Annotated in this window: 15 protein-coding genes and 1 tRNA gene; 10 read left to right on the forward strand and 6 right to left on the reverse strand. The window is 64.9% G+C overall.

Going from position 1 to position 14967, the window contains the following annotated elements:
• The first annotated feature begins 6 nt into the window (after positions 1-6).
• From ACAM57_RS18275 to ACAM57_RS18300, 6 genes are read left to right on the forward strand one after another with little or no spacing between them, the layout of a single operon-like run.
• Complete coding sequence (locus ACAM57_RS18275) at positions 7-213, forward strand: hypothetical protein (RefSeq protein ID WP_369658410.1); 207 nt, start codon at positions 7-9, stop codon at positions 211-213.
• Positions 214-215: 2 nt separating this feature from the next.
• A complete protein-coding gene (locus ACAM57_RS18280; protein WP_369658411.1) occupies positions 216-362 on the forward strand; it encodes a hypothetical protein in 147 nt (48 codons plus the stop codon).
• Entirely contained in the window at positions 359-565 is a 207-nt protein-coding gene (locus ACAM57_RS18285; protein ID WP_369658412.1) for a hypothetical protein, read from the forward strand. The genes ACAM57_RS18280 and ACAM57_RS18285 overlap by 4 nt, the downstream gene beginning before the upstream one ends.
• Positions 562-822: a hypothetical protein gene (locus ACAM57_RS18290; RefSeq protein WP_369658413.1), complete on the forward strand. Its 261-nt coding sequence runs from the start codon at positions 562-564 to the stop codon at positions 820-822. The genes ACAM57_RS18285 and ACAM57_RS18290 overlap by 4 nt, the downstream gene beginning before the upstream one ends.
• Positions 823-837: 15 nt before the next feature.
• A complete protein-coding gene (locus tag ACAM57_RS18295; RefSeq protein ID WP_369658414.1) occupies positions 838-1107 on the forward strand; it encodes a hypothetical protein in 270 nt (89 codons plus the stop codon).
• Between the two features lie 23 nt (positions 1108-1130).
• Complete coding sequence (locus ACAM57_RS18300) at positions 1131-1859, forward strand: hypothetical protein (RefSeq protein WP_369658415.1); 729 nt, start codon at positions 1131-1133, stop codon at positions 1857-1859.
• A 137-nt stretch (positions 1860-1996) separates the two neighbouring features.
• Here ACAM57_RS18300 and ACAM57_RS18305 read toward each other — a convergent pair whose 3' ends face one another.
• A complete protein-coding gene (locus ACAM57_RS18305) occupies positions 1997-2647 on the reverse strand; it encodes a hypothetical protein (RefSeq protein ID WP_369658416.1) in 651 nt (216 codons plus the stop codon).
• Positions 2648-2691: 44 nt separating this feature from the next.
• Between ACAM57_RS18305 and ACAM57_RS18310 the strand changes: the two genes are divergently transcribed.
• The 4 genes from ACAM57_RS18310 (at position 2692) to ACAM57_RS18325 (ending at position 8015) form a co-directional block, all read left to right on the forward strand.
• Positions 2692-2976, forward strand: coding sequence for a DUF4224 domain-containing protein (locus ACAM57_RS18310; RefSeq protein WP_369662451.1), 285 nt, complete (start codon positions 2692-2694; stop codon positions 2974-2976).
• Positions 2973-4040, forward strand: coding sequence for a tyrosine-type recombinase/integrase (locus tag ACAM57_RS18315; RefSeq protein WP_369658417.1), 1068 nt, complete (start codon positions 2973-2975; stop codon positions 4038-4040). The genes ACAM57_RS18310 and ACAM57_RS18315 overlap by 4 nt, the downstream gene beginning before the upstream one ends.
• Before the next feature lie 442 nt (positions 4041-4482).
• Positions 4483-7770 carry an autotransporter outer membrane beta-barrel domain-containing protein gene (locus ACAM57_RS18320; protein ID WP_369658418.1) on the forward strand — a complete coding sequence of 1096 codons (3288 nt, stop codon included), beginning with the start codon at positions 4483-4485 and terminating at the stop codon, positions 7768-7770.
• A gap of 168 nt (positions 7771-7938) precedes the next feature.
• Positions 7939-8015: transfer RNA gene (locus tag ACAM57_RS18325), tRNA-Arg, on the forward strand.
• 410 nt (positions 8016-8425) lie between these two features.
• On the opposite strand, the gene ACAM57_RS18330 is transcribed toward ACAM57_RS18325, so the two are convergent.
• From ACAM57_RS18330 to ACAM57_RS18350, 5 genes are all read right to left on the reverse strand, one after another.
• Positions 8426-9313, reverse strand: coding sequence for a 2OG-Fe(II) oxygenase (locus ACAM57_RS18330; protein ID WP_369658419.1), 888 nt, complete (start codon positions 9311-9313; stop codon positions 8426-8428).
• 29 nt (positions 9314-9342) lie between these two features.
• Positions 9343-10014, reverse strand: a complete 672-nt coding sequence (locus tag ACAM57_RS18335) for a hypothetical protein (RefSeq protein ID WP_369658420.1) — start codon at positions 10012-10014, stop codon at positions 9343-9345.
• Positions 10015-10060: 46 nt separating this feature from the next.
• Positions 10061-10708, reverse strand: coding sequence for a hypothetical protein (locus ACAM57_RS18340; RefSeq protein WP_369658421.1), 648 nt, complete (start codon positions 10706-10708; stop codon positions 10061-10063).
• Complete coding sequence (locus ACAM57_RS18345) at positions 10705-12102, reverse strand: cytochrome-c peroxidase (RefSeq protein WP_369658422.1); 1398 nt, start codon at positions 12100-12102, stop codon at positions 10705-10707. Before ACAM57_RS18345 ends, ACAM57_RS18340 begins: the two co-directional genes overlap by 4 nt.
• Positions 12103-12243: 141 nt before the next feature.
• Entirely contained in the window at positions 12244-14703 is a 2460-nt protein-coding gene (locus tag ACAM57_RS18350; protein WP_369658423.1) for a phosphoesterase, read from the reverse strand.
• Positions 14704-14967 lie beyond the last annotated feature (264 nt).

A 14967-nucleotide genomic window follows, 5' to 3' on the forward strand; every position in this document is an offset into this window, starting at 1 on the left:
GCTCCCATGCACATCACCGCCTCGCAGCCATTCCGCTGCCACTACCGCCATACGGTCCCCGGCCAGGCGCCCATCGCGCTCTTCATCCAGCTGCGGGCCCGCGACGCAGTCGCCGCCCAGCAGATCGCCGAAGTCGCGCTCGGGCGCCTCGTCGACCGCGTGGAGCCCGCTCCCTTTCCCGTTTCCACCACCAACCCAGCAAAGGAGGTTTGACCATGCACGCCTACATCGTGAAGGTCATCGACGCCGCCGGCGTCTTCTACGGCTACACCCAGATCGCCACCTCATGCGCCGCAGCCGAAGGCATCGCCTTCGAGCGCTTCGGCGACCTGCGGCTGCTCAGCGTGCGGAGGTCCACATGACCGGCACGCGCAAGACCATGCCGACGCGCGGCGTGTACGCCGCTGGCTTCAAGTACCGGGACTCGTACCACACCAACATCCGCGAGACGTTCAAGGTGGCGCGGGCCGCGCTGACGCGCGAGGCAAACCGCAAGGCCCAGGAGCGCCAACAGAGCCTCGAACTAGACAACGTGGTACCCATGCCCGCGCGAGGCGGCAAATGAGCAGTGTGGACGTCGCTACAGCGCCAGAGGCGCCGGCTGCGCCGCTCGTGCACGGCAGGCCCGAGGCGCGTGCATTCGGAAACCTGTTCCGCGCCTGCGAGCTGTGCAGGCACTCGACCGCACTCGCCGGTCGGCTGCTCTGCGACAGCCCGGCCGTTCGCCTCGCCGGTCAGCCCGAGGCGCTGGACGTGGCCCGAGCGGCTTCCGGCAGCTGTGGGCCCAACGCCCGGCACCTCGACATGCCGGGCTGGCATTGATCGCTTCGAGCCAGCATGGCCCACGCAATCGAGCCCACCGACCAGATGCTGCGCGAGGCCTGCGCGCGCATGACGGAGCGCTTTCGCTGGGCCGACGACTTCGAGGCGGTGATGCAGGACCGTGTGCGCAGCCGGATGGTGCGCATTGCAGCCCGGCACCCCGCCGCCGCAGGCAGGGCAGCAGCGCCGCGCGCGCTGTCCTGCCGTCCCCTGCAGCCGTCCGCCGGCTGCCTTCCCTTCATCGACCGCAAGCGCGCCGCCTCAGGCGAGCGCGATGACGACTGATCAGATCCTTTCACAGAGTCAACATGAACCGCGTCTACATCGAATCCCCGCGCCTCGCCGGCAGCAGCTCACAGCGCAACATCATCGTGATCGCCTTCACCGGAAAGACCGGCGCGGGCAAGGACAGCGCTGCTGCTGTACTGGTCAACCGTTGCCAGTTCGAATCCATCGCGTTCGCCGATGCCCTGCGCCGCGAGATCGCGGCGGCGTGGCGCATCGACGAGCGGATGCTCGATCATCGGCCGACGAAGGAATGGGCAATCGCGGCTCTCGCCGTGGGCATGTGCAGCGATCCGGCCTTCATCAGCTGGTGCTTCGACGCCGGCGAAAGCCTGCACGAGCCGCGCAGTCCGCGCTGGGTGATGCAGCACTGGGCGGACTTCCAGCGCCGGTACCGGCCCAGCTACTACGCCGACATCGCTACGCGCTGGATTGCCAGGAAGGCAGCAGTCGGGTTCCGTCGTTTCGCGATCACCGATCTGCGAGATCCCGTCGAGGTGACAGCACTGCGCGCCCTCGGCGTCCAGCTCAGCGTCGTACGGGTTCACAGCCCGAACTCGACGCCGCTCAGCGCCGACACGGCGCACCACCACAGCGAACGACACCAGATCACTGCCGACTACGATCTGCAGAACGACGGGAGCTTCGAGGCGCTACGAGACAGCGTGCTGTCGCTGCCCTCGGTACAAAGCCATGAAACAAGAATGGCAGACACATTGGCGACAGAGATCGCAAGGAGCCAAGGCGCATGAAGCACACGCGTGTGAGCTACTCCGCCTTGCCGCAACGGACTGGCTCCGAGAAATGGCTCTCTATTCGAATGCAAGAAATGCCAAGGGAGACTCGCGATTCGGCTGATCAGACACTGCTGGAAGCAGGCCTCCGGCCTCTAGACGGAATCACGCGGCACAAGTACGTCTGCACGACCTCGTATGACTTCATACCCTTGATTGGCAGCGTTCGCGCAATCAGCGAGAGCTGCAAACGCAGCCCCGAACGCTTCTCCGTCCATATGCCGATGCCGCTCCAGAAGTCGAGCAACAACGTCCCGCATGTGCTGGGAATTCACCCGAAGCACAAGGATCTCGTTCACCAACACGGCGTCATCAAGTTCATACAGCGGGATCTCACCAAGATGAACGCCAAGACTCTCAACCACACGTCTGTCAAAAAATCTCGCCCCAAGCGCGATCTCATGAACGGCCTGTCGACTAGGAAAGTAGTCCCTGATATACCCGATGCTGTGCGACGTTGCACGAGCAAGCTCAACCACAACGTCCAATTTGCGACGCCTCAATTCGCGCTCTGCTCGCCGATTGCTTTCCTGCTCAAGATCATGTTGCCAGCGGACAAAGAACCCCGCTGCCAAGATTGCCAGAATCGAACCAACGGCTTGCACCCAAGCCGCTGCGTCAAACGGCTTCAAGACCTGAGCGATCTCATCCCATCCGGGGTACACCAGAAGCGCATGCCCGAAGAACAGCGCTGCAAGCGCGAGCAACCCTATCGCCGCCCCAATTGTTCCAATCAAACTCTTCATGAATCCCTCCTCTTGGGAGAGCGAGTATGAACGCTAGCTTCAAGATGGAGACACCAGTTGGCCCGCACGCCGAGCCACTTGTGACGCTTCCGATACCGCACTCCGCAGGGTCGATCCTGACGAAGACCGAGCTCATTGAGCTCACCGGGTACAGACGGGCCGCCGAACAGCTCACCGAACTACGACGCCAGGGCTTCTACCGAGCCCGCAGATCCCGGGTTGACGGCAGCGTCATCTTGGAACGACCGCACTACGACGCGGTCTGCACCGGTGCCAGCGTGTCTGCGAACGGCCCCAGACTTCGACCAGTCACGAGGAAGCGGACATGAAACGCGAGCTCCCGCTGAGGGTCTACGAGAAGAACGGCAGCTACTACCACGTCTCCGCAATAGGAGACAAGCGAAAGTGGATCAAGCTCTGCCGCATCAAGGAAGGCCGTCTGTCGTCGATGTACCTGGCACTGGCCAAGATCGAGACGGACAAGGCGCTCGACGACATGATGCCCAAGCTGTGCGCCGACTGGATGCAGGAGATCGGCAGCAAGCACGGGAAGAAGGCGCAAGCCGACGACCGGACCCACAACAAGGCGATCTCCGAAGCGTTTCTCGAGTTCCGCGCCCGCGATGTCACGCCCCCCGTCGTCGCCGAGTTCCTTGAACCGTGGGACCAGCAGCCGCGCAGCTACAACGCCTATCGGGCGGCGTTGCGCGAGCGTATGCGTTTCGCCGAAGTGAAGGGCTTCCGCCCCGCCGGGAGCAACCCGGTGGACTCGGTCAAGACGAAGAAGGTGAAGGCGCGCACGCGGTACATCACGGATAGCGAGCTGCGCAGAATCAAGGTGGCAGCCTGCTATGGCGACGACGGCAATAGGACGCGCTCAGGACACACCATCTGCTGCCTGATCGACATGGCATATCTGACCGGCCAGCGGATCAGCGACCTGCTGGGCCTCGAGTGGACCCAGATCAGAAAAGAAGGAATTCTTTTCGAGCCGTCGAAGACGGAGGACACGACGGCAGTGCGAATCCTGATCGAGTGGACACCGAAGCTGCAGGCCGTGGTCGAGCGCCTCAGGCACCCACCGCCAGTGCCTGGCCGTCAAGGCAAGGCGCGCAAGACGAAGCCAGTGAGCATGCGGTACGTTTTCTCGACACTCAAGGGCGAGCCCTACACCTACGACGGAGCATCAACCGCGTGGACCCGCGCGCGAGAGCGAGCCAAGGTCAAGAACGCGCACTTCCACGACCTGCGCGCGAAGGCCCTCACGGACATCGATGGCGTCAGCGAGCGTGGGATCGGCCAAGCCCAGACGATGGGGGGCCACAGCACCCAGACGCAGACGGCCGACTACGTGCGTCACAAGCGAGCGAAGAAGACCAGCGCGACACGCTGAAACCTGTCTAACGGGAAAATTCCCCCAGAGGGAAAAACACACTCAAAGCAGAAAATCCACGTTAGACAAAACGTCTGCAACCCGTTGATTTATATGGGTTTACCGACTGTTTTGGGACCAGAGGGTCGAAGGTTCGAATCCTTTCGCCCCGACCAAAAAATGTGAACGGTGACAGTGGCTCGGGCTGCTGTCACCGTTTTGCATTCTGCGTCACCTGACACGCGGACAGTTCACGGGCCGATGCGCCGAGCCCCCTATCGACTTCCTACACCCAGATCGCGTGAGGGCAGCCCGCGGGCAGAAAGACCCACAACCACTGCGGGAGACTGCTGAAACCGGATTCACACATCTTGTTTCATATGTAAGATTTTTCCAGCCTCAAGAAGCATTGCTTTCTGGCTTCTCATTGGGGAAACCTGCCATTAGAACAAGGAGTGATTGGATGAATTCGTGTTACAAAACGGTGTGGAATGCGACACTGGGCGCCTGTGTAGCAGCAGCAGAGAACGTGTCTTCGAAGCGGGGCGGCAAGGCGAGCGGTTCAAGGCGCACAGTTACTGCGAGCGCGGCCTTGGCGCTGGCCGCATTGGCCGCCGGCGGAGCCGCACAGGCAGCGACCTTCACCGCCGCCAGCGAGGCGGAACTGATCACGGCCATCAACGACGCCAATGCCAGCCTCGACTCGAGTTCCACCATCACCGTCACCAAGGCCTTCACGGTCACGACGCAGTTGCCACAGATCTCGTCGAAAGTGGCAGTCAGTGTCGGGTCGGCCGGCGGGGCAACGCTAGACCTCCGAGCTGGCGCAACCTATCAGACGGCCGCCGCAACCCAAGTGGGCATCGCCCCCAACACGACCGGGATCGTGGTGGCCCAGGGCAGCGGCACCGCGCTGTCGGGTACTGCCCTGACGACCGGGGCAGGTCAGAGCACGGTCAGCGTTCTGGACGGCGCTTCCGCCGTCTTCACCGGCAATCTGAACACCGGAGCTGGATCGGCCACCATCAACGTGGGCAAAGGCGCCTCGATGTCGGTAGGCAACCTGAACTCGGGCATCGGCCACACCGCGATCAACGTGACGGGTGGCGGAAAGATCACGGTCGGCACCAACGCCAACCTGGGGGGCGGCAATGGCGCCGCGAACGGAGGCATCACGGACGTCGTGGTGAGCGGTACTGGCTCCGCCATTCAGTTCGGCGGCGCCAGCGGCTACTACCACCATGCCGGCACGCTCGAAGTCTCCGCTGGCGGCTTCGTCGGGGCCAACACGGTGCAAGTGGGTTTCCGGGCGGGTGACGTGTTTACCGCGATCGTGACGGGGCCCGGGTCCGTCTTCGGCAGCGTCAACAACAATCTGACCATCGGTGGGACAGGAGGGACTGCCACGGTCACCGTGGCCGACGGCGCCCTGCTGACCTCAGGCACCAGTGGCACCAATACGCTCTCCCTGGCCAACACGGCGACCGGCGTGGCAACCTTGAACATCGGTGCACCGGTCGGGAGTGCGCCTGCCGCCCCCGGTGCCGTGACGGCGAAGAACATCACCTCCAGCAGCGGCCAGTCGACGATCAACTTCAACCACAACGCGAGCAGCTACGAATTCGCGGTGCCGATCGGCGGAAATGCCATCGTCAACCAGATCGGCAGCGGCACGACCACGCTGACGGGGGACAACAACTACAGCGGCGGCACCACGATCACCGCGGGCACGCTGCAGCTGGGCAACGGAGGCACCACCGGCTCGATCTCCAGCGCTGTCGTCAACAACGCCACGCTGGCCATCAACCGCTCGAATGCCGTCAGCTTCCCCGACGCCATCAGCGGCAGCGGTGTCGTCCAGCAACGGGGCACGGGCACCACGACGCTGAGCGGAACCAACACCTACACGGGCGGCACTGTGGTGCAGGCCGGCCGGCTGCTGGCCGGCAGCGCGGGCGCGTTCGTGCAGAACACCGCCTACACGGTCAACGGCGGCACGCTCGACCTGGGCATCTGGGACCTCACCACCTCCAACCTCTCCGGCACCGGCGGCACCGTGGCGCTGAACGCCCAGACCCTCACCGCCAACCAGGCCGGCGACAGCACCTACGCCGGCGCCATCACGGGCACGGGCGGCGTCGTCAAGTCCGGGGCCGGCGTGCTGACGCTCTCCGGTACGAACAGCTACAGCGGCAACACCTTCGTGACGCAAGGCACCGTGCGCGCCGGGGCTGTGAGCACCTTCAGTTCGAAGAGCGCGACCGTTGTCGCCAATGGCGCGACGCTCGACCTGGCGGGCCACAACCAGACTCTGGCATCCGTGAACAACAGCGGCACGGTGAGTCTCGCCGGCGCAGCGCCTGGCACCACGCTGACCGTCACCGGCCCGTGGGTGGGCAACGGCGGCACGCTCCGGCTGGGCACTGCACTCAGCGACAGCAGCAGCGCGAGCGACAAGCTCGTGCTCAGCGGCGCGACCGCCATCGCCAGCGGCACGGCCAACGTGCAGATCACCAACCTCGGCGGCCTCGGCGCGCTGACCACCGGCAACGGCATCGAGGTCGTCAGCGCGATCAACGGCGCCACCACCACCGCGCAGACCACGAAGAACGCCTTTGCGCTCGCGGGCGGCCACGTCGACGCCGGAGCCTACGAGTACCGGCTGTACGCCGCCGACGCGAGCGGCGCGGGCGAGAACTGGTATCTGCGCTCGACCGTCGCGGCGGTGCCTCCGACCAACGGAGGTGGCACAGGCGGCGGCGTGGTCGTGCCGGCCTACCGTACCGAGGTTCCACTCTACGCAGTGCTTCCCGAGCAGTTCCGCCAGGCCAACCTGTCGATGCTCGGCAGCCTGCACATGCGCATGGGGGATAACGTCCGCCCCGCCGCCAACGACGCAGGCCCTGCCGTCGCCGGCCAGAGCTACCGCCAGGCGTGGGGCCGCCTCATCAGCACCGACCGCACCACCAGCCAGACCGGTACCGTGAGCCCTACCAGCAGGGGCCGCCTTACCGGCGTCCAGGCCGGCACCGACCTCTGGGCCGATACCCACTGGCGCGCCGGCGTCTATGTCGGTCAGCTCGACGGTGACATGCGCGTCAACGGTTTCGCCAGCGGCCTGCTCGATCTCGGCGTCGGCATCAACGACCTCAAGAATCAATACTTCGGCGTCTACGGCACCTGGAAGAACGACAACGGCCTCTACATAGACGGTGTGCTGCAGGGCGGCCGCCACCGCTATACGGCATCGCCGGTGCTGGGCCTGGGCAGCGGTGGCAAGGGCAGCAGCCTGCTGGCCTCCGTCGAAGTAGGCCAGTCCTTCGGCATCGCTGCCGGCTGGACCATCGAGCCGCAGCTGCAGCTGGTGCACCAGCGCGTGAGCCTGGACGACGCGAGCATCGTCGGTGCACTGATCCGCCAGGACAGTGACAGCGGCTGGCTGGTGCGCGCCGGCGTGCGGGTCAAGGGCGAGATCGACACCGGCGCGGGCCCGCTGCAACCCTATGCGCGGCTGAACCTCTATCACACGGGCAGTGGCACCGATGTGGCGCGCTTCATCGGTCCGGCCGGCTTCGCCGACATCGCCACGCGCACTGGTGGAAGCAGCGGCGAGCTGGCGGCGGGCGCATCCTGGCAGTTGAGCCGCAGCACCAGCCTGTACGGCGAACTTGGCAAGCTGTGGGACATGAGCGGCGATGCACGCAACAGCAGCGGCATCAACGCCAGCGTGGGTGTGAAGGTGCTCTGGTAAGAGCCGGAGATGCAGGCGGTCGGACACGCATGACTGCGGTCTGTCGCCTGCCTCGAAACCGCCCCGCGCGCCAAATCAGGACGCGGAACTCGGTAGAATCCGCCGCTGCCACTTGAGAGCAATCGCACTCAAGTCATTGATTTTCCAGGCATCTCTTCAGCCTGGAATCTGCCCGTAGCTCAGTTGGATAGAGCACCTGCCTTCTAAGCAGGTTGTCGGGGGTTCGATCCCCTCCGGGCAGGCCAATCCAGTCCTTCACGCAGCCTCGCAAGATATGAGCTGGCCGGCGCGGTCCCGGACGGTCTCATGCCGCCGTGCGCCGGACGGGCCTTGAAAACTCCGAGATAACAACCCGCAGCTTTCGCGCAACGGCACTCGATCCCGGTCGAGCAAAGGATGCCGAGCCCAAGGCGATCGGAGCCCTGGCCAGCGCCTGTTGCGGGTTGATCATCGGCGCGCAACATGCTGTCACTTTTTGGCTGCCCAACAATGAAAACAAAAGGGCTACACTGCACCCGGGCAGCCAATCTCTCCCTCTACCCTCCTCCTATGGCTGCTCATTTAGCCCGCTTCGGCGGGTTTTCTTTTTGATGCGATGGGCTCGCGGCGCCAGCGCCTCGAGCGCCATTGGTCGACCGAAGCCCACCCGGAGCCATCAAGCGCCCTCTCGTGCAGCCACGAACCGCCGCTCCCGCATCCATTTCGTCATGACCCACTTGTCCCCCCGGGTCACCGCCGCGCTCGCATGCAGAGACCGCGCATCGACGCGGCCGCGGTCGTCGCAATATTCGAAGTAGCAGGCATTCCCGCGAATCGGCGACACCGCGAGGCCGAACTGCGGAAAGACGGTCTGGCCGCCTTCGGGCACGTCGTCGAGATAGGTCACCAGCGTGCTCACACGCTGGCCGCTTCGCGCGACGGATTCGCGGTTGGCGGCGTTGGTGGGCGCCAGGTAGTCGTAATGAGGCTCGCTGCCGGCGCCGGTCGGATAGTGCAGCACCTGCAGTCCCTCGCCGTTTTCCAGCGGAAGGTTCATCAGCGCCGAGAGCCGCCGGTCGAGACGGGCGACCAGGTCGTTCTCGCCCGGACGGAAGAACATGCCCCAGCTTGCGCGCTTGTCGCTCACCACGTCGCGGCCGCTCATCGGGTCGACCAGGGTGGAGGGCTTCAGCCGCGGTCGCGCCATCTCGATGATGGCCTTGCACTCCTCGGCGTCGACCACGTTGCCCAGCACGGCAAAGACCGGATCTTCGCCGCGCGAATGCACGACGATCTCGCGACCGGCGGCCAGTATCCGAGTGCCCGGCGCGAGCCGCGCCACCGGCCTGGACGACGCTTCGTCCGGAAGTTCGACGGCGCCGTCCGGCATCGCCCCGCCCTGCCGCCGCGCATCGACAAACGCCGCGACGATGGCGTGCGCGGCCCGCTCGCTCATTCCCTGCTTCAGCATCGTGGCCAACACCGCCTGCGGCGCAAGACCCGCATCCAGGTTGTGCGTGAGCCAGCGGCCCAGATCGGGCGAGAAGCGGACGATGGTGCTCATGGGAACCCGTGTGTTCGCCGTACCGCGCCTCAGACCGGCCCCATCTGGGCGACCCAGCCCCTGTCGTCGCGCCGGAAGCCCTGGCGCAGCTGCAGCGGGCCACCCGCGCCGTTCATGATGCGCGTGATCATCGGAAACACGCGCTGCGCGTCGGCGTTGCGCATCCACGGCGCCGTATCGACCTGGTAGGTGTAGCTGACCACCGCCAGTGGATGCCGTGCGTCGGAGGCGTCGACCTTGACGTCGACGATCTTCTCGCGCTTGAGATGCGCCACGCAGAAGTCGCTGGCGTGTTCGGTGCCATGGCTCGCGTGCGGATGCGGCTTGTAGAACTGGCGGCCGGCTTCGGTCAGATCGAATCGCTTGATCGCACCGTCGGGGTTTTCCTTGCTCTTCGGTGCAGCGACGATGGTGCTCTGCACCAGCCCCAGTTGTTCCATCACCGGAAACTGGACTGCGTGGCGCGCACCGGAGCCGGCTTCGGCTTCGGTCAGGTCGATCGGCCAGTCGAACATGGCAAGGCAGATGTCGCCGCGCCGGGCGAGGTAGTCATCCAGCGGGGCGGCGAGATTCTCGGCGGTGGGCGCATTGGCGTCACGGCCGGCACTGCACGCGGCCAGTGCACAGATGACGGCGAGGCCCGCCAGGGTCTTGAGCGAATTCAGGATGCGCAGGCTCGGTTCGATGAAACGGAGATTCATGGGATTTCTGGTTGGCTTTCTTGAATGTCAGTGGCGAATCGCCGGCTCAGTGCTCGTCGAGTTCGTCGGCAACCCAGCCGTGGCGCGTCAGGTGAACGCCGAGGCGTACCTGCATCGTTCCCTCGCGCTGGATGGCACGCGCCAGCAGCGGGAAGGCTTGCAGCACTTCGGGCGTCGAGGCCCACGGCTCGGGCGCGATGCGGTAGGTGAACAGCAGCGAGGTCGCGGTGCGGCCATCGCGCGTTTGCGGCGGATCCCAGCCGATCAGACGATCCAGGCTCAGGGTGGCCACGCAGAAGTCGGCCGGGTGCGTGATCGTCTGCGTCGTCGTGCGTATCACCACGGGCACCTGCAGGTAGTACTTGCGCCCCGCCTCGGTCAGCGCGTATTCGCGGGCCGGGGGCTGAGCGGCGACGACATCCTTGCCGCTTACCAATCCCAGCTTCTCTAGCACCGGCATCTGCTGCGCATCCGGCTCGTGCGATCCGGCAGCCACGGTGATCGGCCAGGCGTACTTGGCCAGGCACACATGGCCGCGCTGCGCGAGGTAGTCGTTGGTTGTCGCGGTGAAGTTGTCTCGGCTCGGAAAGCGCGCCTCTTCGTTGTCGCAACCGGCCAGGAAGACCGCGAGCAGCATCGCCAGCAGGACCTGGATGCCGCCGAGGCGGCGCATCGCTCGACGATCGGCTTTCATTTCGTGCACCTGTCGGTGGCCGATGCCCTGGCGGACGGCTGATAGCCATCGCTCAGCGTGCCCAGGAAGCAGACCAGGTCGGCGATCTGCTGCGGCGTCATCGCCGGTGCGGAGCCAGGCTGACGCGGGCGCGTGCCGCTGGCAAGGGTCTTTTCGCCGCCCTCGCCGGTGCCCAGCGGCACTTCCTCGTCGAGGCTACCGTGCTGCGATTGCGGCAGGTCGTTGTACTTGTCGAGCGTCGCACCCGGCACGTGCGTGGGCTGCAGCGCCCAGGCCGGGTTGGCCTGCGGCGCGCCGCTGCCGTCGTTGCTGGCGGGATACCAGTACTCCGGGTTTGTGTCCCGCGTGTTGTAGAAATTGACGACCTGTTCCAGCGAGTGGAACACGCCGTTGTGGAAAAAAACGCCTCGCGACGCCACGTTGCGCAGTACCGGCACCTTGAACATGCCGCAGTACGGATTCGCCGTATCCGGCGTGGCGGGCATGTGGTCGGTGCGGAATGGGCCGCACAGCCCCATGTCGAAGTACTTCGGATCGTCGTTGGCCGGGATGGGATCCGGGTTGTTGGGAATCGACCTGTCGTTGCGCGGCGCACCCAGGGCCTGGTAGGTGAAGTCCGTCATCAGGCCCGTGTTGCCGTTGAAGTTGGCGCCGGTGTAGTGGCAGCCCGAACAATTGGCGACGGCGCTGCTGTGGAACAGCACTTCGCCACGCCGCTCGGCCGGCGTCAGCGTGCCGCCGGCCTTGTTGAAGACATACAGGTCGTACTTGCTGCTGTACGGGTGGAAGCTCAGGTCTTCCGTCTCGAGCGCCTGTATCGCGGCGCCCAGGGCGTTGAAGGCTGCATCGGTGTCGTTGAACACATCGGCACCGAAAGCCTGCTTGAACAAGCCCGCATAGGTGCTGGCCTGAACCACCTTCACGACAGCTTCCTTCGAGGTGTTGTTCATCTCGACCGGGTTGAGCAGCGGCATGCCGGCCTGTATCGCCAGTGTTGCCGCACGGCCGTCCCACATGAGGCCGCCGCCCGGCGAGCTGGATGTCACTCCGTCGGGGTTGGGTGCGTCATCGCTGTAGGGCGGCGTCGCCGAGCTGTAGCGCAGCGAAGGCACGGCACGTGCGCCGATTTTTGTGACGTCGGAGCCCAGCTGCACTGAAATGCTGTTCGGCGGGCCATAGGCGTATTGCGGGTCATGGCAGCTTGCGCACGACATGTTCCGGCCACCCGACAGGTTCTTGTCGAAAAAGGCCAGTTGCCCCACCTGGGCCGCCGGGCTCAGTGTGGGCGCGCGCGGGACGGTGTTGCCCGCCTTCGCCGCGCCCTTGTCATCACAGGCCACGAGACACCACAGCGCAACCGAGAGCGCCATGGCGAGCGGGACCACTTTTTCCATTGCCGGATTCATCATTCGCTGTTGTTCCCCAAGAGCGGCAAGTCGCGCCGGACCTGCTCACCTTGCGGGATTCGAGGAGCCTGCGGGACGGCGGAAGAAACCTCTTCCAACCGTCCCCCCGGGCTTGCTGCCGCAATCCGGCTACCTGGTTGCCCAGACGTTGTTCTGGCTCGTATCAGGACCGACCTGAGGAGTGATCTGGCCTTCCAGCTTGCCTGTGACGGGGTCCTGCACACCTACGATGTCGTTCGCGTACAGCTTCTGGGTGTAGTTGGCCGGGATCACGTAGGCATGGTTGATCGGCCGCACTGAGTCGAAGTGCGTGTCCGCGCTGCCTTGGTATTCCGGCAGTGCAAGGATGTTGGCCGTGATGAACGCTTCCGTGTATTTGGTGCGGTTCAGGTACGACGCATCCACGGCCGGGTCGGCGATCTGGAACATGTCCTGCAGGGTGCGCAGGAACGAGAAGTGGCTGTACGAGTCGCTGTCCGCCACCTGCTTCTTCGCCGTGCCGACGTCCTGCTGGTTGGTCATGATGCCGAAGATCGAGTTGCCGTGGCCGAAGTTGCCCCCCGCATAGTTGGGCGGCGGCGTGGTGGCCGTCGCCTTGCCGCTTGCATCCACGGTCACCGGCGCCGCACCAGAGTTCGGGCCACCCGCGTTCCAGCCGCAGCAGGAGCCATTGCTGCCGCCTTCGCCTTCGTCGTACATCACGACAATCGCGACGCGCTTCTGCGGGTTCTTCCACAGCGCCGAACTCCGGATCTTGTTGATCACCATGCCCAGGTAGATGTCGGCGCGCGTGGTGCCGGCGGCCTGGCCGTCGTTGTTGGTGTTCGCGCAGCTGGTGTCCTTGCCAACGCCATGCATGTCGTCGCACTGGTCCGGAACGATGAAGTTGATGTTGCCCACGTCACCGACGTCCAGGTCCTTGCCGAACTGGTCGTAGATCCAGCCTTTCGGAACCGGGTAGATCGACGAATTGAGCCAGTCCGCTTCCTGGTACTGCGTGCCGAAGATGGTGCGGTTGTTGGCCACGAAATCGGGCAGGCTGCGCGCGCCCTGGAAGGCGATCGAGGGACCGTGCTTGACCTTGTAGAGGCCGCCTTGCGCGGGGAAACTGGGCGAGCCGACCAGGGTTGGCGGTGCCGAGCCGTCGAGGTTGGTGGCGCCCTTGAGCTTGCTGGAGTCGTAGGTGGCGGTGACGGAGTTGTCCAGGATGCTGTCGGCGCGCACGTCCTGGCCGGGGTTCATCGACTCGCTGTAGGTGCGGATGGTGAGGCCCGCCTTGGACATCGCCGTGAACAGATTGCTGCCCGGGACGTTGTGCACGGTGCCCCCGGTCGGGTGGTCGCCGCAGGTCGTGTCCGCCGGGACGTACTGGGAGCGAGCTTGTGGAGTCGCCGGCGGGAGTGCGCCCTGCATGGGCATGACCTGGCCGTCGGAGGCCGTTCCGCCGGCGAATGCAACGTCCTTGATGTCGTAGGGGGCGACAGCGCCACAGCCGAACCAGTTGTCGTCGTGGATGCCGAAGTCGTCGCCACCGCCCAGCGCGGTGTAGTTGGGCTCGGACGGATTGCCGGTCGAGTAGTACGTCTTGAGCTGGTTGTAGTTGTTCAGGATGTAGTTGATGTTCGCCGCGCGCGGATTGCCGACGATCACGTCGGTCGACTTGTTCTCCTCGACGATGATGAAGATGTTGTCGTAGGCCGGAACGCCTTCCACATTGAAGGCCGCCTGCTGTGCCTGCGCGAAGGTGATGGGCGCCTGCTTCTGCGAGGGCAACGTGGGAGTGGCCTGGCTGCCGTCCCTGTTGGTGAGCGTCACGCCCGACAGGCCGACGAGGCGCGGGTCGCCGCCCGCGACGGCCAGGTTGTCGGGGAACAGGTCCTTGCGGTCGAGCTTGGCCGTCGCGTAGGTGTAGCGGTTGGTCAGCTGGTTGTCCTCATACAGCGCCGCGTACTGGGTGGCGCCGCTTAGCGTGTTGACGTCCGCCAGCGGATCGGTGAAAGCGGCCGTGCCGAGGTTGAAGGCCGGCCCGTTGAGACGGGCGACGAGGTTGGCCTTCTCGGCCGCGTAGCTGCTGCCGTTGGCTTCCACAAGGCGCTGGGCCTCGCTCGACATCGGGCTGATGACGATCTTGTCCGTGCCCTGGTCGGCGACCTGGGCAGCCGAAGCGCGCAGGATCAGGTGGCTGCCCGCGGCCGCGCCGGTCGCGGTGTTGATCGCGGAGGCGCCGATGTCGGCCACCAGCTGCCCGGCTTGGGTGGTCGTCAGCGTGAACTTGCCGCTCGCGTCGGTGACGGTCGAGGCTTCGCCGCTGTCGAGCACGCCGTTGCCGTTGGCATCGACGAAGACCGTTGCCTTCTGGTAGTAGCCGGCCTTGAGCGTCGGATTGCCCGTGCTGCTGCCCGGCACATAGCCGCTGGCCGCGACCACGCCGCTGAAGGTCGTGGGGGTGGCGCCCGTCGTGCTGGTGGGCGGGGTGGTGATCGGGAAGAAGCCGCTGCTTCCGCCGCCACCTCCTCCGCAGGCGGCGAGCACGCAGGCCGCGACCGTCGTCAAGGACGAAAGCAGGATTTTCTTGTCGAATATCGTCATATCGTGGGGCAGTGAGTTATTGATGGTTTTGAGCAAGCTGCGAGAGAAAACCTGAGATGCTGCTTTCCCATTAAGAAAGCGCGGATCAGGGAGGAATGTAGAAATGGCCCGTGACATTTATGTGTCAATTTCCGCCAGTGCACCGTCAATACCTCGAAAAACAGATCAATCGAATTCCCGCTCAAATAAACCTGACCACAGACTGACTTCAGAATTAGAAGAAAATTAGCAATACCCGTTGAAAGAATTTTGAAAGCAAACCCC

The sequence above is a fragment of the Variovorax sp. V15 genome (assembly GCF_041154425.1).
In the GTDB taxonomy this organism is placed as follows: Bacteria; Pseudomonadota; Gammaproteobacteria; order Burkholderiales; family Burkholderiaceae_C; genus Variovorax; species Variovorax guangxiensis.